Source organism: Flavimarina sp. Hel_I_48 (genome assembly GCF_000733945.1).
Taxonomy (GTDB): Bacteria; Bacteroidota; Bacteroidia; order Flavobacteriales; family Flavobacteriaceae; genus Leeuwenhoekiella.
Genome location: NZ_JPOL01000002.1, coordinates 156,424 through 178,290 on the forward strand (window position 1 = coordinate 156,424; position 21,867 = coordinate 178,290).

A 21,867-nucleotide genomic window follows, 5' to 3' on the forward strand; every position below is an offset into this window, starting at 1 on the left:
TATTCTCTTAATTTAATGGAATAATTGTCGATTTTAAGCAGGATTTTGCCCGATTTCGTGTCTGTTTTCCTCATTTTTTGTCGATTGATGACAGTGTCGCTTCCCATTATTGAGAATAATTTCACCCGCATCTGCCGTAACCAGTCCACAAAGTATTTTAAAAAGTGTGGATTTGCCAGCGCCATTGTGTCCCAGGAGTCCGCTGATTGTTCCCGGTTTCAACGCGATAGCGACACGGTCAAATATTTTTTTACTGGAATAGCTTTTGACCAGCCCTGCTGCGCGCAACATTAAACCGAAATGGTGTTAAGTTGCCTGTAGTCAATTTTGGGCTTGTAGTGTTTTTCCATAAACGTACGTGACCAGAAGTATTTTTTGGTGATAAAAAATGGATCATTGATCATAAAAACCGGTATAAAATGAAACCACCTGATACCCAATTTATGAAAATAGCGCTGCACCTCCTTTTCCATTCCCAGTTCTCGTGCTGCAGTAATGAGAGACATGCGCTGGCACTTGCTCCCACGGTAGGGCGATAAAATCCTGGGGTCAAAACCGTGAAGGTATAAATAATCCTTAATGCGCTTGTAATCCTGAAAACGCGACCAACTATCCATGACTACCAAAAATATATGGGAAAAAGAAAATAAGAGGCACGACGACCAGAAGAGTTTCCAAGGCAATTTGTCTTCATGAAGCGCCGCGGAAAATGCTTGATAATAAAAAAAAGTTTCTATTATAAAAAGCACGAGGGCACCGTACAGCAACTTCCCAACATTCCAATAGGAAACAAATCGGCGCGGTTGTTTAGGGAGGGCGTTATGCTGAATCATTTTATCTGTAATAGCAGGGTGGAGGTTCAAAACTATTATCCATTTGTGCTAGTCAAATGTAGTATAATGAAGTAAATAACAAAAAATAGGCGGTTAAAAAACCGCCTATAAAAGCCAATAATGCACTAAAAATGCGATAAACTGGTACTTTTAGAGCTATTTTGTGATAAATTGCTTCAAAATACCAACCGTAAAATCTACTTCTTCCCTGGTATTTTCGTGTGAAAAAGAAAATCTAACCGAAGGTTTTTGTTTATCCTCTTCACTAAGAAAGGCATTGAGTACGTGGCTACCCTGATCGCTACCACTCTGGCAGGCACTACCTTTTGAGCAGGCGATACCCTTAAGATCCAGTTGAAACAACGTCATGAGCGCTTTATCAGCCGGTATGGGCAAACACACGTTGATAAGCGTATAGGTACTTTCCTTAAAATCGGCACATTTACCATTAAACTTTACCTGTGGAATTTCTTTTTGTAGTTGCTCAATAAAATAGGTTTTCAGGCCTTCAATTTTCGCACGCTCTTCTTGCATCTTTTCGCAGGAAATCTGTAAGGCTTTATCCATGCCCACGATATTGTGCACACCTTCTGTACCGGCGCGACTCCCACGCTCCTGTCCCCCACCAAAAATAAGTGGACGCAACCCGCTGTTTTTGCGTATAAAAGCAAAACCCACACCTTTGGGACCATGAAATTTATGGGCACTCGCAGCAACAAAATCTATGGGCGTTTCCTTGAGGTCAAGGTCAAAATGTCCCACACTTTGTACCATATCACTATGAAAAAGAGCTTTATGTGCTTTACATAAATTGCACACTTTATCAACATCCAGCATACTGCCTATCTCATTATTGATGTGCATAAGGCTAACGAGCGTCTTTTCATTGGATTCCGATAGTAATTGTTCCAGATGTTCCAGATCTATGCTTCCGCAGGACTTAATATTGACGTGTGATACTTTAATATCGTATACTTTTTGAAGCTGTTCAACCACATGAACCACCGCATGATGTTCAATCGCACTTGTGATAATATGACGTACGCCCAGATCACGTACAACAGAATTGATGATCAGGTTGTCTGCTTCTGTACCACCAGAAGTAAATACGAGTTCGCCAGCCGAAACGTTTAAATGCTGAGCAATGTTTTTGCGAGCATTTTCTATAAGGCTTTTCGCTTTGCGGCCATACGCATGCGTGGATGAAGGGTTGCCGGGAATACCCCGCATTACCTCTACCATAGCATCCAGGACTTCTGGTCGTATCGCAGTAGTTGCTGCATTGTCAAAATATACAGATTCCATACGTTTTAATTTGATGCAAAATTACTTAGAATATAATTATTATCGCGCAAAGACGTTAGTTAACTGCAAAGCTTTATTTTTGCTCTTAAAACCTCAAGTATGCTGCGTTATTTCCTCATTTTTGTACTATTTGCCTTTGTCTCATGTAATGATGGGGATGTTATTGTTACCAACTTTGATTTTGAAGGATTGGATATTAATCTTTGCAGGACCGCACAGGTCAATCAGCCAGAGAATATTAAATACGTGTTTTCAAAAATTAACCCAGACACACAGGAAGCGCTTGTTTTAGAATTTATTACCAGCGAACCCATTTTAAGCAAAACAACTGATGGCAAGCCTTATGAAATCAAATTTAACGGCACTACGGCCAAAGTAAACTATAGGATATTTAATGCGGAAGTCACAGAGGATTATTTTTGCAGCGCCATACCCCCCGCAAGCCCTATAGTCAATGAAGAATATATTAGTGGGGAAGGTACGGCGTTGATCACTGTTACCGGTATACGTATGGATGATGACGGCGTGCCGTCAGAAGTGGAACGCGGTCTGGGCAATGAGGATATAGATGGTGATGGAATTCCCAATGAATACGACTTTGACGATGATGGTGATAATATACCTACAAAAAGTGAAGGTATAGCCCTTGACGCTGATGGCAATTTCGATATGCTGGCTTGTGACGATACAGATAAAGACGGAATCCCAGATTTTATGGATCCTGACGATGATGGTGATAAAACAGATACGCGCGATGAAGATAAGGATATGGACCTGAATCCAAATAATGATCGATCAGATCCAGCTGTATCTGAACCAGATTATTTAAATCCTGATTATTTCACTGACTACGATGTGAATGAGTACATCGTACATTCTTACAGCCTTACAGACATACGTGTTACTATTGTGCTTAACGATCTAGTTTTCAGAAATACGGCTACTGATGAAATCATACGTAGGGAAGAGCTTTTGTACGAGACATTCAACGCAGAGAATCAAAATATTACGGTAACACCGGTGTTTAGCCAAGAATAGAAATATTACTGATTCTGAAAAATATAAACTTCTGTTGCACCCAGACCGTATTTTTTATAATCAGCATCATAAAATTTCACTTCATAACGAGATAAAAGGGTCTCCAGTTCCATACGTAAGACGCCTTCCCCTACTCCGTGTATAAATACAATTTTTTGAATGCCTTTGCGTATCGCAAATTCGAGTTGGCCGCGTGCCGTGTCCAGCTGAAGGTTCAAAATTGCATGTTTTGACATTCCTTTTTCATTATCTGTAAGCTGATGTGCATGCAGATCAACTTCCATGGGCGGGACGGTTTTTGATCTTTTGGTAGGGATTTTCCCAGGTTGTGAACGTTGTTCTTCTTCCCTTTTGATTTCTGAAATAAGCGCATCATCCAGATCTAACTCATTCAGGTTACCTTCAACGATCAATTCTTTAGGTTCTGCCTGCAGTGTAAAACCATCTTCTGTCTCGATTGTTATCAAATCAGGACCAATTGCCAGGACCACACCAGAAACTGCATCATCTATAAAACTTACTTTTTGACCTTTTTTAAATACCATATATACATATTATCTATAAATTGTGACCAATAATCGAGGTAAATACCTCTAAATTAGCTACACTAAGAAATAAATTCCTATTTTTACACCTCAATTCAATTAATTATCATGAAAAATATTTACCCCAAATTATTATTTTTCTTTTTACCGGTTATCGCAAGCGCTCAATTACATATCCAGAAAAATAACACTTCTGGTAGTACTGACAATGTGTACATCTATAATAAAGGAGAAATTTTATATGTACAACAAGATATCAGTTTGCTAGATGGTTCTGCAGCAGACGAGTCTGGCAATATTTATCTACGCGATGAAGGCCAGCTTATACAGGGTGATGATACTAATAACAACTCTGGAAAAGGAATTGTCTCAGTTTATCAGGAAGGTATAGTAAATCAATGGGATTATCATTTCTGGACATCTCCCATAAGTGACCCTCTTGATGGAAGCCTGAATGCCGCTGCCTCAGGAAACACCATGTTAAACCTGGCCTCAACACAAACGGCTTCTGCCAAGGGAGGTGGGATTTTCTCTGTAACTGATGCATTAGAAAGTAATCCTGCCGGTTTTCTTCCGGCCCCTAATTACAACGGTATTGCCTCTAATTCAAATAATTCCGTATTTATTTCAAGTTACTGGCTTAATAAATATACTATGGGAACCGAATATTCTAACTGGAACCAGATCAAAGAAACAGGAGATCTCAATCCCGGTGAAGGTTTTACCATGAAAGGTGTAGGAGGAGGCACGGGAACAAACCAAATTTATGATTTTAGGGGACGTCCCAATAATGGAACCATTAAAGTAGCCGTGGCGGCAGATCAAAATACACTTGTAGGCAATCCATATCCTTCTGCAATGGACCTTAATTTCTACCTGCTATCCAATTCTGGTGCTGATGTAAGCGCCTGTAAACCTGGAGCTACACCAACTGCCGTAGGTGAAAAAATAACGGGAATCGCTTATTTCTGGGAGTCAGACCCCAATACACAATCACATTATCTTGTAGACTATCAGGGCGGTTATGCGACCTACTCCCCAGTAGATTGCGCGGAGGGATCAGGTATTTATACCCGTGCAACATTCAGCAAATACGACCGTGATGGCAATCCAGTGGAATCCAGTGGTGGCCCCAGTGGCGATATCCCTGGACGGCGATATGCACCGGTAGGACAGGGCTTTTTTGTAGTAGGAAATGCTGCTCTTTCAGGTACAGATTTTGTAGAGGCCCATAACGAGTTCCGTGTTTTTAAAAAGGAGAACGCTGCAACCTCAACATTCAAAAAAGCAGAAAGGATCGATAACAAATCGCTTGACGAGGTCAAAAATGAAGCGCCAGAGGATAATTATAGCATGCCTCAAGTACGTCTAATGGTTTCTATAAATGATACATACATGCGCGAACTTGTCGCGGCCTTCTCTGAGAGTGCAACCTTAGGGTTGGATAATGGTGCCGATGGGGAAAATATTTCTTTCCTAGATACCGATATCAGTTATCATTTGCCTGAAAGTACTATCCCTTATTGTATCAATGTGCTCCCTTACGATGCTGATCTTAAATTACCACTTGCCATTAACGCGGGTGGAAAGACAAACACCTACGGTATAAAAGTGAGCGGTATCAATCAGGATGTTCCCGGTGTTTGGATTTATGATAATGAAATGGATGAATATCATGACATACTTCATGCGACTTATGACCTGAGCTTGCCTAAAGGGGTGTACAATGATCGTTTTACCCTTGTCTTTAAAGATGATAATCCCGCACTTGATATCGCCAAAGAGATCAAATCCTCTTTTGATGTATTACAGAACAATAAAATCGCCCAACTGCGCGTGTTAAATCCTAAGGCGGTTTCCTTAAAGGAAATAGCCGTTTTCGATATATCGGGAAGACAAGTTGCTGGTAAACTCAATGAAGGGGAAACTCAGGAAGTTACCCTATCATCTGCAAACTGGAGTGACGGAATTTATATAGTACGTGTGGTTACCCGTGATAATATTGAATTTGCCAAAAAGATACAGGTAGCTAACAAGAATTGATTTTAATATGGAACAATACATGCTCCCATGCATTACCAAACATTATTTAGGTTTTGATTGCATGGGATGTGGTTTGCAACGATCTGCACTTCTACTGTGCAAAGGTCAGTTTATGGAAGCTTTTACTATGTATCCCGGTATTTATCCCCTTATATTCCTTTTTGGATTTTTGGGGATTTCTTATGTGTTCCAGATTCGTAATTCAAGTATGATAACCAGTTTCTTGGCAATATCCACCGCTTTGACTATCATTGTAAGCTACATTATCAAACTAACCACAATCTTTTAATTCATGGAACAACATAAATTACCTAATACAACCATCTCCCTGGTACTGGGGATAATTTCCTATATCGCGTGCTGTTTAACCTCTGGGTTTGGAGGTTTGGTACTTTCCGGTATCGCGCTTTATCTGGCAAATAAAGATTTGAAAGCTGCACAGCCAGATACTTCCCTGTATGAAAATTTCAATACTGCAAAAACGGCGAAGATCATCGCTATTGTAGGACTTGTTCTGGCCGCAATAACCGCAGTTATCAGTATTGTATTCATTATAATCTTCGGAAGCGTAGAAGCTGTTCAAGCTTGGGCCGAAGAAATGCAGGCCGCGCAACAATAGCATTAATAACGTTCTTATTTATTAAAAAAGCGGCCGTTTGGCCGCTTTTTTAAGTTATTTTTTGACCGAAAATACCGTTTTTAAAGGTTTTTGGTCCATCTATTTTATTTTAAAACAATGTTTAAACGCGCAAATAAATAACGCCCGTCTATACCGAACTGGGTTGATCGTCTTGAATATAAAAACCTTCCATCTGATTGAAATTCGGGATCTGCCATATCAGGGTAAATATCCAAAAGGTTGTTCGCGCCCACAGTTAAACGCAAAGATTCTGAAAATTTATAGCTAGCACTAAGATCTGTGACCACTTTCCCGGCGTAAATTCTGTTGATATCCGGTTCTACATTATTTGTTGCTTCTTCAACCTCACCAAAGTAAGTATTTCGTAAAAAGAAGTTCCATTTATCCCCTACAAAAAGCGTATTTGTCAAACTTCCTTTAGTACGTGGTACTGCAGATTCTAAATAGATCTCACTGGTACGGTCAAAATAGGTGTCAGATAAATTTGCATCAACTACAGGCCCCGGAATATTTATATTCTCAATATTTGTTTTAGATACGGTAAATGAAAGTGTATTCTTCAAACGTGTAGCAGAACCTAAGTTGGCCGAATGATCTGCAACAAAATCAATACCCATAGTGCGTGTATTTATAGAGTTTACAAAAAATGCAGCCTGCGTGGCATTTGCCTGTGTAAACAGACGCTCCAGCTCCGCATTGTTGTTAGGACCAAACTGGCCCGTAAGTACCACGCGATCATCAATATCAATAAGGTAACCATCTGCGGTGAAAGACATATTGGCATCAGGTACTTTTGCCGTAAAACCTATGGTATAACCCAATGAAGTTTCCTCCTTAAGTTCGGCAATATTAAGCAAACGGGCAACGCGCGAATTGTTTGAAAAAATACCTACTTCCTGTGGAACTCCATCCACAAATAATGTTGATGTTGAATTATAGTTGATCTGATGCAGGGAAGGCGCCCTAAAGCCGGACTGTACAGATCCTCTTAAGTTTAAGATACTGTTTAACTTCCATAGGAATGAAGATTTAAAGTTCAGCGTTCCGCCAAAATCTGAGAAATTCTCATAACGCAACGCTCCCGTTAAACGGAACGTTTCGGTAAAATCGGCTTCCAGATCCAAATAACCAGCCACGGAAGTCCGGTAGGCATCTACCACATTTTTAGGTGCAAACCCGGGAAAAACCTGTATTCCACCAGGGCGCGTTTCACCAAAAAAGTCGGTGGGCACCACAGATTCTGGATCTGAAGGATCATGTACATTTCCATTTGTATTGTACTGGGCGTAGGATACTTCCTGACCAGCTATAATATCATAATTTTCAACGCGATATTCTGCACCATAAGCTATATTGAAACCAGACATAATATCCTCATAAAAACGGCTCACGTCCAGATTTGTGGTGTTTTCCTGATAACGGTAGCCACCGGCATCAGCTTCTAGCGGCGTACTGTTCAATAATGATGCATTTAAGGTATTGCTTATGCGGTAGGTGAATTCGTTGATCCCAGTATTGTTGCTGATATCTACATTCCACTCCCCTACTTTACCGCGTATACCCACGGCTACGGCTTTGTCTTTTATATTTGAATTGATTTCGGGAAGAAAACCATTTAAATATACTGAAGTTACATTACGAGCCTGGTATGGAAGTCTGTAAAAACCAGCGGCATTTCCGTTTTTAAAACCTATCCCACCAAAAGAATAGAGCTTGAAATCACCCTCTCCGCCCAGCGGTATTTCAAGATTGCCAAAGAATTGACCACCGCGAAGTTCAGAATTTCCCACACGCATATTAAAATCACTTCTGTCCAGGTTTCTAAAGCCCAGCTCTGTGTTTGTATTATCGTAATTTAAGATACCCTGTAATTCCTCGATGGAATTCGCCCCGTTTACATTAGCAAGAACATCTGCTGGTAAACCGGCCGACTGTGCAAAATTCTGTATGGCATTAACATCAGTCTGTAAAGAAAGTAGGTCAAAACCATTATTGGACGCTACGCGCTCTATGGAACTGTATCCAGTAAAAATTTGCGCACCAAAAGATCGCATCCTGTTGGTTGCACCCCTAAAATTGAAATTACCGGTAAAGTTTACAAAACCACCTTTGTCACCTATGGGCAGACCATAATTAGCTCCCACGTTTATTTTTTCACCATCTACGCCATCGTCATAATTCTCACTGGTAAAATTGGCCCCGGTAGTTACATCAATAGCGAGTTCATTTGTATTTTTCTTGAGCACAATATTGATCACCCCGGCAATCGCGTCAGAACCGTACTGTGCCGCAGCACCGTCACGTAAGATTTCAATACGCTCTATGGCATTGGTAGGAATTGCAGAAAGGTCTGTTCCCACAGAGCCCCGACCAAAAGTACCATTGGTATTTACCAGCGCCGTTTTGTGCCTTCTTTTACCATTTAACAAAACCAATACCTGATCTGGCCCCAAACCTCTTAAGGAAGCAGGTGCAATATGATCTGTACCATCTGATATGGTCTGCGGGTTAGAAGAAAAAGAAGGTGCAGCGTAATTCAAAATTTCGGTCACGGTAATCTGTGGCGAGCTTTCGGCGATTTCTGAAACACTTAAGACATCTACGGGAACTGCAGAATTTACCGCGGTGCGGCTTGGGTTTCGGGTACCAATTAATACTACCTGATCCAGGGCCACTCCAGAAGTCATTATCACGTTAAGAATGGCGCTAGTCGCGTTTAATGTCTGTGTTTCAAAACCCACATAGGAGAAAACGAGGTTTACTCCCTGAGTGACTTCGATGGAATAATTTCCCTCAAAATCTGTAATGGTCCCTTTATCTGTACCACTTACCTGAACCGATACGCCTGGTAACGGGGTAGACTGGTCATCTGTGACCGTTCCTGATACTTGAAGTTGCTGGGCAAAACCTGATAGGGCAAACAAACAGGTGAATACCATTGCAAGAATGTAATTTTTAATCATAGTTGAGAATTTGATAGGTTTGAATGGAGTGCGTTACAAGGTGTAGCACCCTAGAAGGTTATCTTCTTATAGTGAAGATACTTCAAAAATTAAACGAAAACTAATTAGAACTACCGTAAATGTTGCTATTCTTTTAAATACCCTCTGACATTTACAAGGATGTTTGAGGTAAAATCCACGCGTTTTTAAAAATTTTCACTCTAAAAGGAATACGTATATAATTAAGCAAAACCCTGTGAATTTTGTGCGGAATATAGCTAAAAAAAAACGGCCAATTGGCCGCTTTTTTTTTCAAATTTCGTTCAATAACAACCTATTTTTCAAAGGTTTTGAGCGTTTTTAGTATGATTTCGACACATTCGTTCAATTGCTCTTCATCTATAACCAGGGGCGGTGCAAAACGGATAATGTTACCGTGGGTAGGTTTGGCCAAAAGGCCATTGTCCTTTAATGCCACACAAATATCCCAAGCGGTAGAGCTGTCCTCACTGTCATTGATCACGATCGCATTTAGCAGTCCGCGGCCACGTACCAGGTTGACAATAGTACTCTCTCCTATATAATCATTTATTTTCTTGCGGAAAATAGCACCTAATTTTCGGGCATTTTGAGCCAATTTCTCGTCTTTCACGACATTTAGCGCTGCGATCGCCACTGCACCTGCAACAGGATTCCCACCAAAGGTTGAACCATGCTGCCCCGGCTTGATCACGTTCATAACCTCATCATCTGCAAGAACCGCAGAAACTGGATAGGCACCACCAGAAAGCGCCTTACCGAGGATTAGAATATCAGGACGCGAGTACGTGCTCTGTCGTTCACAATGTCCCTCACAACTACATTTACCGCAAACGGCAAGTAATGCTCCGGTACGTGCAATGCCGGTTTGAATTTCATCAGCCATAAAAAGCACATTATGTTCGTTGCAAAGTGCTTTTGCCCTGGCCATATAATCGTCTGCTGGTGTGAACACCCCAGCCTCACCCTGTATGGGTTCTACCAGAAATCCTGCAATATTGTTGTTTTCTTTGAGCGCACGCTCTAAAGCATCAACATCATTATATTCTATTTTGATAAAACCGGGAGTGTATGGACCAAAATTCTTTCTCGCACCTTCATCATTTGAAAAGGAAATAATGGTTGTGGTACGGCCATGAAAGTTGTTTTTGCAAACAATAATTTGGGCATCTTTTTCCTGTACACCTTTTTTCTCATAGGCCCATTTACGTGCGATCTTTATTGCTGTTTCTACGGCTTCTGCGCCCGTATTCATGGGCAATAATTTGTCAAAGTCAAAATATTCCGTGGCATATTTTTCATAGGGGCCCAGAATATCATTGTGAAAAGCGCGTGAAGTGAGTGTAAGGGTTTCCGCCTGTTTAGTCATTGCACCCACAATCGCCGGGTGGCAATGGCCCTGGTTCACCGCAGAATAGGCCGAAAGAAAATCGTAATACCGCTTTCCTTCCACATCCCAGACGTGCACGCCTTTTCCTTTATTGAGAACAACCGGTAAGGGATGATAATTATGTGCTCCATGCGCATCTTCTAACGCAATGGCCTTTTCTGAGGTCAATGTTTCCTGAGTATTCATTCTTGTATTTCTTTTTGATAAAATAACGCTGTGATTCCTTCTTAAACCTGCGAAGTAGCGGGTTTCCTAAGGGAGAGAAATCATCCCCGGATTGATGCAAAATACTAAATTTCTGGCTTACTTTAGAATGTTCGCACCCTCATTATCTCTTTAATTATGCTATTTTTGCGCCGTGGGAAGAAAAAAAACAAACAGGATCATTTTAGAGAAGTTGCTCGTCACGGGCGCTGGTGCAAAGGGCAAGGCCATTGCAAAAGCGCCAGATGGCCGCGTTGTATTTATTAAAAATGCAGTGCCCGGCGATGTGGTAGATGTGCAGACAACAAAGAAACGCAAATCTTATTTTGAGGGAGATGCGATCGCCATTCACGAAGCTTCACCCAAACGGGTGGAGCCGCCTTGTCAGCATTTTAAGCATTGCGGTGGCTGTAAGTGGCAAAATATGGGTTATGAATACCAACTCGAATACAAAGAGGACGAGGTGGTCAACAACCTCAAAAGGCTCGGTAAGATCGAACTTCCCGAAGTGACTCCCATTGCTGGTAGCGCTGATCACTATTTCTATCGCAATAAAATGGAATTCTCCTTTAGCGACAGCAAATGGCTTACGCCACAACAGATCAAGAGCGACGTAATTATTGAAAACCGAAATGCTTTGGGCTTTCATATTGCGGGTATGTGGGATAAAATTCTGGATATTGAAAAATGTCATCTTCAACGGGATCCCAGTAATGCTATACGAAACGGTATACGGGACTTTGCGGTTATAAATAACTTATCATTTTTCAGTCCGCGGGATCAGGAAGGTTTGCTTCGCACGTTGATGATACGCACCAGTTCTAATGGCGAACTCATGGTTTTGGTTCAGTTTTATGAAGACCACGAGGAGCAACGTAAACTAGTGATGGAGTATCTAAAAGAGACATTTCCAGAAATCACTTCGCTACTTTATGTGATAAACAATAAAGGCAATGATACTATTTATGATCAAGAAATAATCTGTTACGCAGGCAGGAATCATATTTTTGAGGAAATGGAAGGTCTTAAGTTTAAGATCAACGCGAAGTCATTCTATCAGACCAATTCTGAACAAGCCTACGAACTCTATAAAATAACCCGGGATTTTGCCGATTTAAAAGGAAATGAGACGGTTTATGACCTGTATACGGGAACCGGGACGATTGCCCAGTTTATTTCAGCGAAAGCAAAAAAAGTTGTGGGTATAGAATCTGTACCAGACGCCATCGCCGCCGCAAAAGAGAACGCGCAATTAAATGGTATTGAAAACGTTTCCTTTCATGTGGGCGATATGAAAAGTGTGTTCACGCAGGAGTTTGTAAGTAAAAATGGAATTCCAGATGTGATCGTTACAGACCCACCGCGGGATGGTATGCACAAGGATGTGGTGGCACAATTGCTTAAAATCGCCGCTCCGCGTATTGTTTATGTAAGCTGCAACAGTGCTACCCAGGCAAGGGATCTTGCCCTGCTTGATGAAATGTATAAAGTAGAAAAATTTCAGCCGGTAGATATGTTTCCACAGACGCACCATGTAGAAAATGTGGTGCTGCTCACAAAAAGGAATTCAGTAGAATAAGGTAATATGCTAAAGAACTATATTTTAGGCAGTCTATGTTTCCTCCTGGCGCTCAGCGCATGTGAACGGGATGATATCTGCGCCGCCAGTACGCCCACTACACCACTGCTGGCCATTGCTTTTTTTGATGAAACAAACCGTACACTTTCTAAAGATATAAACCTTAGGGTGCAGGCCGTGGGCAGCAACAAATTTATAGAAATCACCGGTGACACGATTATTCGCATTCCACTGCGCACGGATACAACCAGCACCTCTTTTATTTTTACAAAAAACCCGGAAATTCCAGATGCCGAAGAAGATCCAAATAATGCGGATCGTGTGACGTTCAACTATAACCTGAACGAGGTTTATATAGACCGGGCCTGTGGTTTTAAGGTAACTTATGCTGCACTTACTTCACAATACAGTGCAGGGAACGATAGCCCGTGGATCACCGATATAAGTATTAACAACAGTACCATTGTCAATGACAGTATCTATCAGGTTTCTATTATACATTAATATTGTACTCTTTGCCCTAAGCGCGTCTGCACAGGATATTGATACGCTAGCCACGCAAAAGGAACAGGTAACAGACACGGTTCTGGTTGAAAAAGTGCCAGAGCGGTATGGCTTGCGGGTGGGCATTGATCTCAGTACTATCATCAGGTCTGCACTTGACGACAACTACAAGGGATTGAGTATCGTAGGGGATTTCAGGATCAAGGATAATTATTACCTCGCCGCCGAAATAGGCACGGAAACAAAAGACGCGATTGAAAATAGTTTTGACGCCACTATCAATGGAAGTTATATAAAAGCTGGCTTTAATTATAATGCGTACGAAAACTGGACGGGCATGTCCAATCTTATTTATGCCGGTGTACGCGTGGGCTATGCTACCTTTAACACAGATCTTAACAGCTATACCATCTACACGACCAATACCTATTTTGAACCTGATGTACGCGATGAACTTTTGTCTTTTGACGGGCTAAGCGGTGCCTGGTTGGAAGCCCAATTGGGGGTTCAGGCAAGACTTTTCAATAATTTTTACCTGGGTGTGAATTTGCAGCTCAAAAGTATTGTGAGCCAGAAAGAGCCAGAAGGTTTTGGCAATCTCTATATTCCCGGTTTTAATAAAGTCACGACAGATAATAAATTTGGTGCCGGGTACGGGTACACACTCACATATCTGATCCCTATCTACAAAAAATAGAAAACCCGGTTTTTATCCAGTTTATCGCTCCTAAATACCCAATTTTCAAGCATTTTAAGCTCTTTTTAGCTGATTCAATATGTTTTTTTCAGAAAGAAAAGGTGCTGCACTAAGTATTTATTTCCAACTGTACCTAAAAACGTACCAGCAAAGCGAATTAAAAGTCCTCAACAAAAACAAATCCACTTGTTTATCTTTGTGCCATGCGAAAGTCTATAAGTAGCCTGCAAAATGCAGCGGTAAAAAAACTCATTCAGCTAAAGGAAAAATCCCGCGAGCGGAAAAAAAACAATTCCTTTGTTATAGAGGGTTTCCGGGAAATCCAATTGGCCCTAAAGTCAGGATACCAACTACAGGAAATCTGGGTTTGCGATTCTATATTCAATACCGAAAATGCTTCTTTTTTAACTGATTTTGAACAAAAAATAACCATTTTTGATTGTTCTGAAGAGGTTTATGGGAAAATTGCCCATCGCGGTTCCACCGAAGGAATTATTGCTGTCGCAAAAGCTGAAAACCACACACTAAAAGATCTGCATCTTCCTAAAAATCCGCTGATCCTTATTGCAGAAGCTCCGGAAAAACCGGGCAATATTGGTGCTTTGTTGCGCACCGCAGATGCTGCCGGCGTTGATGCTTTTATCCTCGCGAATCCTAAAACCGATCTTTACAATCCCAATACTATTCGCTCTAGCGTGGGCGCGGTTTTCACAGTGCCCATCGCCCTTGCCAGCACTTTAGAAACCATAGAATTTCTAAAAAATAAAAATATTGCGCTTTACAGCGCCATTTTGCAGGAATCTGTTCCGTACCAGCAAATGGATTATACAAATCCCACGGCCATTGCCGTAGGTACAGAAGCTGACGGACTCACCGATCTGTGGCGCGAACGCTGTCAGCAGAACATTAGTATTCCCATGCAGGGCACGCTTGATTCCATGAATGTTTCGGTGGCGGCGGGAATACTTATTTTTGAAGCGCGCAGGCAACGTGGCTTTCATTGATCATTCTTATATTATCCGCCACTTATGACCCCAGAAATTCTTTTTTATTACATTATCGCCGTTATCGTGATCAATTTTATAGTTGGTGAAAGCATGAAGTATCTCAATGCGCGCCATTTTGACGATCCCGTACCGCAGGAATTAAAGGATGTTTACGATACAGAAACCTACCGGAAATCGCAGGATTATAAAAAAGCTAATTTCAAATTTTCGCTTATAAGCGCTGTATTTTCACTTTTTCTGACTTTACTGTTTTTCTTTCTTGATGGTTTTGCAATAGTTGATTCTTTTGCCCGTGAGGTAAATGACAATCCTATTGTTATCGCGCTTATTTTCTTTGGGATTATTATGCTGGGGAGCGATTTGCTAACCACTCCTTTTTCCTATTACAATACATTTGTTATTGAAGAACGTTTTGGGTTCAATAAATCCACACCTCAATTGTTTTTCCTGGATAAACTCAAGGGATGGTTAATGATGATGATTGTGGGCGGTGGGTTGCTTGCCCTTATACTCTGGTTTTATGCATGGGCGGGAAACTCTTTTTGGCTTTATGCCTGGGCGGTTTTCACCGTTTTTTCCGTGGTGCTCAATATGTTTTATTCCCGGCTTATCGTTCCTTTATTCAACAAACAAAGTCCGTTAATGGATGGCAGTTTGCGTTCAAAAATCGAAACCTACGCTACGCAGGCCGGCTTTCAGTTAGACAATATTTTTATCATTGATGGTTCTAAGCGGAGCACCAAAGCGAACGCCTATTTTTCTGGTTTTGGTAGTCAAAAGCGTATTACCCTTTATGATACGCTGATCAATGACCTGGAAGAAGAGGAAATCGTTGCGGTTCTTGCACATGAGGTAGGACATTACAAAAAGAAACACGTTATTTTCAATTTATTGATTTCGGTAGTTTTAACAGGCTTTACTCTTTGGTTGCTTTCCTTGTTTGTTAGCCAACCCCTGTTCTCACAGGCCCTTGGCGTTGACCGCGCAGCTTTTCATGTTGGGCTGATCGCTTTTGGTATTTTGTATACGCCCATTTCTGCCATAACCGGATTTGTTATGAGTCTGCTATCGCGGAAATTTGAATACGAAGCTGATGATTTTGCAAAGGAAACCTACGCGGCCGCCCCGCTGATCACTTCTTTAAAAAAACTCTCAAAAAACAGCCTGAGCAACCTGACCCCGCATCCACTTTATGTCAAATTAAACTATTCCCATCCTACGTTGCTGCAGCGGGTTTGCAATTTAAAATCGGCTTAAAAATAGATTGGGACTGAAAAAATCAACCAAGCTAAATTACCAGAAATAGATTTTTGGTGAATAATTTTGCGTTAGGGATTGAAGTGAAAATCCTTTTTGAGAAGCATGATCAAAAAGATTGAAACATAAAGCCCGACCCGCAGGGAAACGCCCAAAACCCTTAAAAAACGAATAAAAAACCTTCAATAATAGAAGAATTAAACAACTTTTGAAACAATTTACAATGGCCTATTTTATACAAAAATCGGTCTAAAATCGGCAAAATAGAGTCAATTTTCATGCAAAATAACTAGTTTTTACAATCAAAAATCTGCTCTTTAAAAAGCCCGATGTTAGAATCTATATGAATAACGCCAATGACGGTTTAACTTTTGGGAATTTAAAGGATAATCGTATTTTTAATTTATGGCTGTGATTGATATAGAAGAGGAAAATAAAGAGCTTACCCGGCAGTATAAAGAGCTGTTGCGCATAAGTTACCGCACGCTTTCTGACGAGGATAAAAAAATGATCAGGCAGGCGTTTGAGATCGCTGTTGATGCGCATAAAGATCAGCGCCGCAAATCTGGCGAAGCGTATATATTTCATCCCCTAGCCGTTGCACGCATTGTGGCCAGCGAGATTGGGATGGATGCGACCTCCATTGCCGCCGCGCTGTTGCATGACGTGGTGGAAGATACGCCCTATACCCTCGAGGATATCAATGAAATGTTTGGGGAGACCGTGACCCGTATTGTTGACGGACTCACAAAAATATCCAACCTTAAAAAACATCACAATGCCTCGCTGCAAGCGGAAAACTTCCGTAAAATGTTGCTTACCATTAATGATGATGTTCGCGTAATCATTATTAAAATTGCTGACCGTCTGCACAATATGCAAACGATGGACTCCATGCGTCCAGACAAGCAGATCAAGATTGCCAGTGAGACGCTTTATATCTACGCGCCCCTCGCCCACCGTATAGGCCTCTACAATATCAAATCTGAACTTGAAGACCTTGGTTTGAAATATACTGAGCCTGATGTTTATCAAAATATTGTCAATAAACTAAAGGACACGAAGGAAGAACAGGATCTGTATATAGCAGATTTTACGGAGACCATTAAAAAATCGCTGGATAAAGAACTGCTGGAATATGATATAAAAGGGCGACCGAAGTCCATTTTTAGCATTCGGCGGAAAATGCGCTCGCAGAATATTCCTTTTGAAGAAGTGTATGACAAGTTCGCCATACGTATCATCTATAAAAGCCTTCCGGAACAGGAAAAATTTCTTGCCTGGAAGATATATTCCATCGTTACAGATCATTTTAGACCTAATCCCACCCGTTTGCGCGACTGGATTTCTTCACCAAAGTCAACCGGTTATGAGGCGCTTCATATTACCGTAATGGGACTTCGCGGCCGCTGGGTAGAAGTACAGATTCGCTCAGACCGAATGAACGAGATCGCTGAGAAAGGATACGCTGCCCATTATAAATACAAAGAAGGCGACGATGGGGACAAAACGCTTGATGAGTGGCTCAACCGCCTGCAGGATGCGCTGGAAAGCCAGGAAACCAATGCCATAGAGTTTGTTGAACAGTTTAAACTCAACCTGTATAACAAAGAAATTTTTGTTTTTACGCCTAAGGGTGAACTCAAATCTTTACCCAAAGGGGCAACTCCGCTGGATTTTGCTTTCAGTATCCATACAGAAATAGGTTTAAAAACCCGGGGTGCACGGGTAAATGGTAAACTGGTACCCTTGAGCCACGAGCTGAGAAGCGGTGATCAAGTAGATATTATAACTTCTGAACATTCCAAGCCGAACAACAACTGGCTGGATTATGCTACTACGGCACGCGCACGCTCAAAGATAAAATCATCCTTAAAAGATGAGAAAAAAGGCGTGGCCGAAGAAGGAAAAGTTATCCTTATGCGCAAATTGCGCTCGCAAAAAATCAGTCTTGACGAGAAATCGATCAACGAAATGGTCGTCTACTTTAAATTGAAGACCTCGCTTGATCTCTTTTACCGCGTGGGAATAGGTACGATTGACAATAAAATGATCAAGGAATATGCCTCGTCCCGAAGCAATGCGTTTGTTAGCTATTTTAAAAATAAAATGCGCAAACAGCCCATTGCAGAGCATATTGATAAGGATGAGATTACAGACAAATATGACCTTCTTGTCTTTGGTAAAGAGGAACAAAAACTTGATTACACCCTTTCAAACTGTTGTAACCCTATTCCCGGCGATCCGGTTTTTGGTTTTACGACGGTCAAAGAAGGTATTAAGGTGCATAAACAAAACTGTCCCAATGCAATCTCATTACAGAGCAAATATTCTTACCGAATCCTTACCGCAAAATGGATAGATTCTTCTGCAAGGGACTTTAAGGCAGACCTGATACTGGAAGGTATAGACCGTATGGGACTGGTGAACTCCATCACCATGGAAATTTCAGACCATATGCACGTAAATATGCGCAATCTCAATTTTACTACGCATGACGGGGTTTTTAAAGGTAGTATAACGGTAATCGTTCAAAACAAGACACACCTGGAAAACTTAATCGAAAACCTTAAAAAGATCTCCGGGATTGAAAAAGTCCACAGAAATTAAAGATGGAAATTTCAAAATCCTATTAGGCATCTTTGAAATATTCGCGCGGTGTACTAAATTATAAAAAGAATCGACTAAAGCCCACGTTGCCTGAAACAATTGCAAATCCGCAATTAGGCTTATTTTTTTTAGAATTCGTGAATTTAAAGCCATAAATTTGAAAAATGGCTATATCCGCATGGATTTCCATACGATAACAAACCATTATGGCATTAAAAGCAACAATTAATAAAGATCAGGAAGTCGTAAAAAACGTCTTTACAAAATTCCTGGAAGATCATGGTCACCGCAAAACGCCGGAGCGCTATGCGATACTCCAGGAAATTTATATTCATGAAGACCATTTTGATATAGAGTCCCTTTATATCAGCATGAAAAACAAAAATTACCGTGTGAGCCGGGCTACGCTCTACAACACCATAGAACTTTTATTGGATTGCGGTCTGGTACGTAAGCACCAGTTTGGTCAGAATCAGTCGCAATATGAAAAGTCCTATTTTGACAAACAGCACGATCACGTAATCCTTACGGATACGGGCGAAGTCATAGAATTTTGCGATCCCCGTATTCAATCTATAAAAACAACCATTGAAGAAGTTTTTAATATAGAAATCAAAAAACATTCCCTCTATTTTTACGGGAACAGAAAATCAACCGAAAAGAATACAAACACAAAAGATTAATGGCAGTAGATTTATTGCTCGGGCTCCAGTGGGGCGACGAGGGAAAAGGCAAAATAGTTGACGTACTTACTAAAGATTACAACATTATCGCCCGTTTTCAGGGCGGTCCCAATGCTGGGCACACCCTAGAATTTGATGGGCATAAACACGTCCTACATACCATTCCATCAGGTATTTTTCATGACAATGCGATAAATCTTGTAGGCAACGGTGTCGTTATAGACCCTGTAATATTTAAAAAAGAACTGGACAATCTCAAGAAATTTGATCTTGATATTCAGAAAAAACTCCTTATTTCCCGTAAAGCACATTTGATTCTGCCTACGCACAGGCTGCTTGACGCAGCTTCAGAAGCTTCAAAAGGAAAAGCAAAAATAGGATCTACCCTTAAAGGAATAGGCCCCACCTATATGGATAAAACGGGCAGAAATGGTATTCGTGTGGGCGATCTTGAATTGACTGACTGGAAAGACCGCTATGCATCCCTTCGTGATAAGCACATATCAATGATCGATTTTTATGATGCTAAAATTGATTACAACCTTGACGAACTGGAAACGGAGTTTTTTGCGGCGGTAAAAGTCTTGAAAACACTCACCTTTATTGATTCCGAAGAATATCTGTACCAGGCACAAAAAGCTGAGAAAACAATTTTAGCCGAAGGTGCGCAGGGTTCCTTATTGGATATTGATTTTGGAACTTATCCATTTGTCACTTCATCCACGACTACGGCTGCCGGCGCTTGCACCGGTCTGGGCGTGGCACCTACAGATATCAACGAAGTTTTTGGGATTTTTAAAGCGTATACGACCCGCGTGGGGTCTGGCCCTTTCCCTACCGAACTTTTTGACGAAGATGGCGCAACGATGGGCCGCGTGGGCAATGAATTTGGCGCTACGACCGGCAGGCCGCGTCGTTGCGGTTGGCTTGACCTTGTAGCTTTAAAATATGCGGTACGTGTGAATGGTGTTACCCAACTCATGATGATGAAGGGCGATGTACTATCTGGCTTTAAGACGCTTAAAGTATGTACGGCCTATATTTATCAGGGAAAAGAAATTGACCATTTGCCTTATAATATTGAGCCCGAAAACATCGAGCCTATTTATACGGAAATGAAAGGCTGGGCGGCAGATCTTACGGGCATGACCGAAGCTTCCCAACTTCCGGAAAACTTAAATACGTACATTGAGTTTTTAGAAAAAGAACTTGAAGTACCCATTAAAATAGTTTCCGTGGGTCCAGATAGAACGCAAACAATTAAAAGATAATTAAGCAAAATCGCTTAAAACAATTAAAAAACTGCCATTTTCGCATAGAAAATGGCGGTTTTTTTCTTTTAATGAAAGGCTAGCTCTTCAACGAATACATTCCTTTTAGAATTAAAATTGGTCTTTATTTAGTTCTAAAAGTATAAAATCATAAAATACACCGCACAAGCTGAAAATCAACTAATTTTGAGCCTTTAAACGCTTCAACCTATATGAAATTATTTCAGTGCACCTGCTGCAAAAATGCCGTGTTTTTTGAGAACAGTCAATGTATCCATTGTGAAAATGCCCTTGCCTATCTTCCGCAGGCGCAAAAAATGATCACGGCTTCTAACGGATCTTTTGAATACCCAAAAGATTCTGACGCTCAGTATGTTTATTGCGTAAATCATGAACATCAGGCCTGTAACTGGTTGGTAAAAAAAGAGGAGGAAAATATAGGGAAAAAGTTTTGTGTAGCCTGCCAGCTCAACCACACCATTCCCAATCTTACCAAGAAAAAAAACCTGCGGCAATGGCGTAAAATTGAAGGTGCAAAACACAGACTTATTTATAGCCTGCAACGTTTCAACCTTCCACTGAACATAAATAAAAATGGTGAGGACCTGGCATTGTCTTTTGATTTTTTGGCACCGCAAAAAATCAAAGGAGAAATAAAACCGGTAATGACCGGCCACCTTCATGGGCTGATCACCATCAATATAAAAGAGGCCAATGCTGTTCACCGGGAATCGATGAAAGAGCAGATGAAAGAGCGTTACCGCACCGTTTTAGGTCATTTTAGGCATGAAGTAGGTCATTTTTACTGGGAGGTTTTAATAAGGGGTAATTCAGATAATAACGAAGCTTTTACCACTCTTTTTGGCGATGCAAATCAAGACTACGGCGAGGCGCTGCAGGAATATTACAAAAACGGGGCGGCAAAAAACTGGCGAGAGACCTACATTAGTAAATACGCATCCAGTCACCCGTGGGAGGACTGGGCAGAAACCTGGGCGCATTATATGCACATTATAGACACGCTGGAAACAGCGTACAGTTTTGGCATAAAAACCCGACCGAAAGTGGGTAAAAATGCCCAGATGGACACAGAAATTGACTTTGATCCATATCTTGAACAAGATTTTTCTAAAATAATCAACCGCTATATCAAATTGACCTTTGCCCTAAATTCCTTAAACAGAAGCATGGGTCAGCCAGATCTTTATGCTTTTGTATTGACCGCGATGGATATTGAAAAATTAAAATTCGTTCATAAAGTTATACTCAAAAATCAGTAG

At 41.1% G+C, this 21,867-nt stretch carries 19 protein-coding genes; 13 read left to right on the top strand and 6 right to left on the bottom strand.

Annotated features, from left to right (window positions below):
• Positions 1–33: 33 nt before the first annotated feature.
• The 3 genes from P162_RS00955 to P162_RS00965 form a co-directional block, all read right to left on the bottom strand.
• Positions 34–291, bottom strand: a complete 258-nt coding sequence (locus P162_RS00955; RefSeq protein WP_031425315.1) for an ATP-binding cassette domain-containing protein — start codon at positions 289–291, stop codon at positions 34–36.
• Positions 291–833, bottom strand: a complete 543-nt coding sequence (locus P162_RS00960; RefSeq protein WP_031425316.1) for a hypothetical protein — start codon at positions 831–833, stop codon at positions 291–293. The genes P162_RS00955 and P162_RS00960 overlap by 1 nt, the downstream gene beginning before the upstream one ends.
• 156 nt (positions 834–989) lie before the next feature.
• A complete protein-coding gene (locus P162_RS00965) occupies positions 990–2,138 on the bottom strand; it encodes a cysteine desulfurase family protein (protein ID WP_031425318.1) in 1,149 nt (382 codons plus the stop codon).
• A 99-nt stretch (positions 2,139–2,237) separates the two neighbouring features.
• On the opposite strand from P162_RS00965, the gene P162_RS00970 reads away from it, so the two are divergent.
• Complete coding sequence (locus tag P162_RS00970) at positions 2,238–3,176, top strand: hypothetical protein (protein ID WP_031425320.1); 939 nt, start codon at positions 2,238–2,240, stop codon at positions 3,174–3,176.
• Positions 3,177–3,181: 5 nt separating this feature from the next.
• Here P162_RS00970 and P162_RS00975 read toward each other — a convergent pair whose 3' ends face one another.
• Positions 3,182–3,721 (bottom strand): Smr/MutS family protein, encoded by a 540-nt coding sequence (locus P162_RS00975; RefSeq protein ID WP_031425322.1) that lies wholly within the window; start codon positions 3,719–3,721, stop codon positions 3,182–3,184.
• A 108-nt stretch (positions 3,722–3,829) separates the two neighbouring features.
• Here P162_RS00975 and P162_RS00980 point away from each other — a divergent pair, with 108 nt between their 5' ends.
• The 3 genes from P162_RS00980 to P162_RS00990 are packed head-to-tail and all read left to right on the top strand — an operon-like array spanning position 3,830 to position 6,383.
• Positions 3,830–5,764 carry a T9SS type A sorting domain-containing protein gene (locus tag P162_RS00980; RefSeq protein ID WP_031425324.1) on the top strand — a complete coding sequence of 645 codons (1,935 nt, stop codon included), beginning with the start codon at positions 3,830–3,832 and terminating at the stop codon, positions 5,762–5,764.
• A gap of 19 nt (positions 5,765–5,783) precedes the next feature.
• Complete coding sequence (locus P162_RS00985) at positions 5,784–6,053, top strand: DUF2752 domain-containing protein (RefSeq protein WP_262493901.1); 270 nt, start codon at positions 5,784–5,786, stop codon at positions 6,051–6,053.
• Between the two features lie 3 nt (positions 6,054–6,056).
• Positions 6,057–6,383: a CCC motif membrane protein gene (locus P162_RS00990; protein ID WP_031425327.1), complete on the top strand. Its 327-nt coding sequence runs from the start codon at positions 6,057–6,059 to the stop codon at positions 6,381–6,383.
• Between the two features lie 104 nt (positions 6,384–6,487).
• Here P162_RS00990 and P162_RS00995 read toward each other — a convergent pair whose 3' ends face one another.
• Positions 6,488–9,367 (bottom strand): TonB-dependent receptor, encoded by a 2,880-nt coding sequence (locus P162_RS00995; RefSeq protein WP_031425328.1) that lies wholly within the window; start codon positions 9,365–9,367, stop codon positions 6,488–6,490.
• 313 nt (positions 9,368–9,680) lie between these two features.
• Positions 9,681–10,961, bottom strand: coding sequence for an ornithine--oxo-acid transaminase (gene rocD, locus P162_RS01000; RefSeq protein ID WP_031425329.1), 1,281 nt, complete (start codon positions 10,959–10,961; stop codon positions 9,681–9,683).
• Between the two features lie 172 nt (positions 10,962–11,133).
• Between rocD and rlmD the strand changes: the two genes are divergently transcribed.
• The 9 genes from rlmD (at position 11,134) to P162_RS01045 (ending at position 21,867) form a co-directional block, all read left to right on the top strand.
• A complete protein-coding gene (gene rlmD, locus P162_RS01005; protein ID WP_031425330.1) occupies positions 11,134–12,558 on the top strand; it encodes a 23S rRNA (uracil(1939)-C(5))-methyltransferase RlmD in 1,425 nt (474 codons plus the stop codon).
• A gap of 6 nt (positions 12,559–12,564) precedes the next feature.
• Positions 12,565–13,062, top strand: coding sequence for a DUF6452 family protein (locus P162_RS01010; protein ID WP_051907716.1), 498 nt, complete (start codon positions 12,565–12,567; stop codon positions 13,060–13,062).
• A complete protein-coding gene (locus P162_RS01015) occupies positions 13,028–13,759 on the top strand; it encodes a DUF6048 family protein (protein WP_031425332.1) in 732 nt (243 codons plus the stop codon). The genes P162_RS01010 and P162_RS01015 overlap by 35 nt, the downstream gene beginning before the upstream one ends.
• A gap of 203 nt (positions 13,760–13,962) precedes the next feature.
• On the top strand, positions 13,963–14,763 hold the full coding sequence (locus P162_RS01020) for a TrmH family RNA methyltransferase (RefSeq protein ID WP_031425333.1): 801 nt from the start codon (positions 13,963–13,965) through the stop codon (positions 14,761–14,763).
• A gap of 24 nt (positions 14,764–14,787) precedes the next feature.
• Positions 14,788–16,023 carry a M48 family metallopeptidase gene (locus P162_RS01025; RefSeq protein ID WP_031425334.1) on the top strand — a complete coding sequence of 412 codons (1,236 nt, stop codon included), beginning with the start codon at positions 14,788–14,790 and terminating at the stop codon, positions 16,021–16,023.
• 405 nt (positions 16,024–16,428) lie between these two features.
• A complete protein-coding gene (locus tag P162_RS01030) occupies positions 16,429–18,633 on the top strand; it encodes a RelA/SpoT family protein (protein WP_031425335.1) in 2,205 nt (734 codons plus the stop codon).
• 206 nt (positions 18,634–18,839) lie between these two features.
• The gene (locus P162_RS01035; protein ID WP_031425336.1) at positions 18,840–19,316 is read left to right on the top strand and encodes a Fur family transcriptional regulator; all 477 of its coding nucleotides are present in this window, start codon (positions 18,840–18,842) and stop codon (positions 19,314–19,316) included.
• Positions 19,316–20,587, top strand: coding sequence for an adenylosuccinate synthase (locus P162_RS01040; protein ID WP_031425337.1), 1,272 nt, complete (start codon positions 19,316–19,318; stop codon positions 20,585–20,587). The genes P162_RS01035 and P162_RS01040 overlap by 1 nt, the downstream gene beginning before the upstream one ends.
• Before the next feature lie 212 nt (positions 20,588–20,799).
• Entirely contained in the window at positions 20,800–21,867 is a 1,068-nt protein-coding gene (locus tag P162_RS01045; RefSeq protein WP_031425338.1) for a putative zinc-binding metallopeptidase, read from the top strand.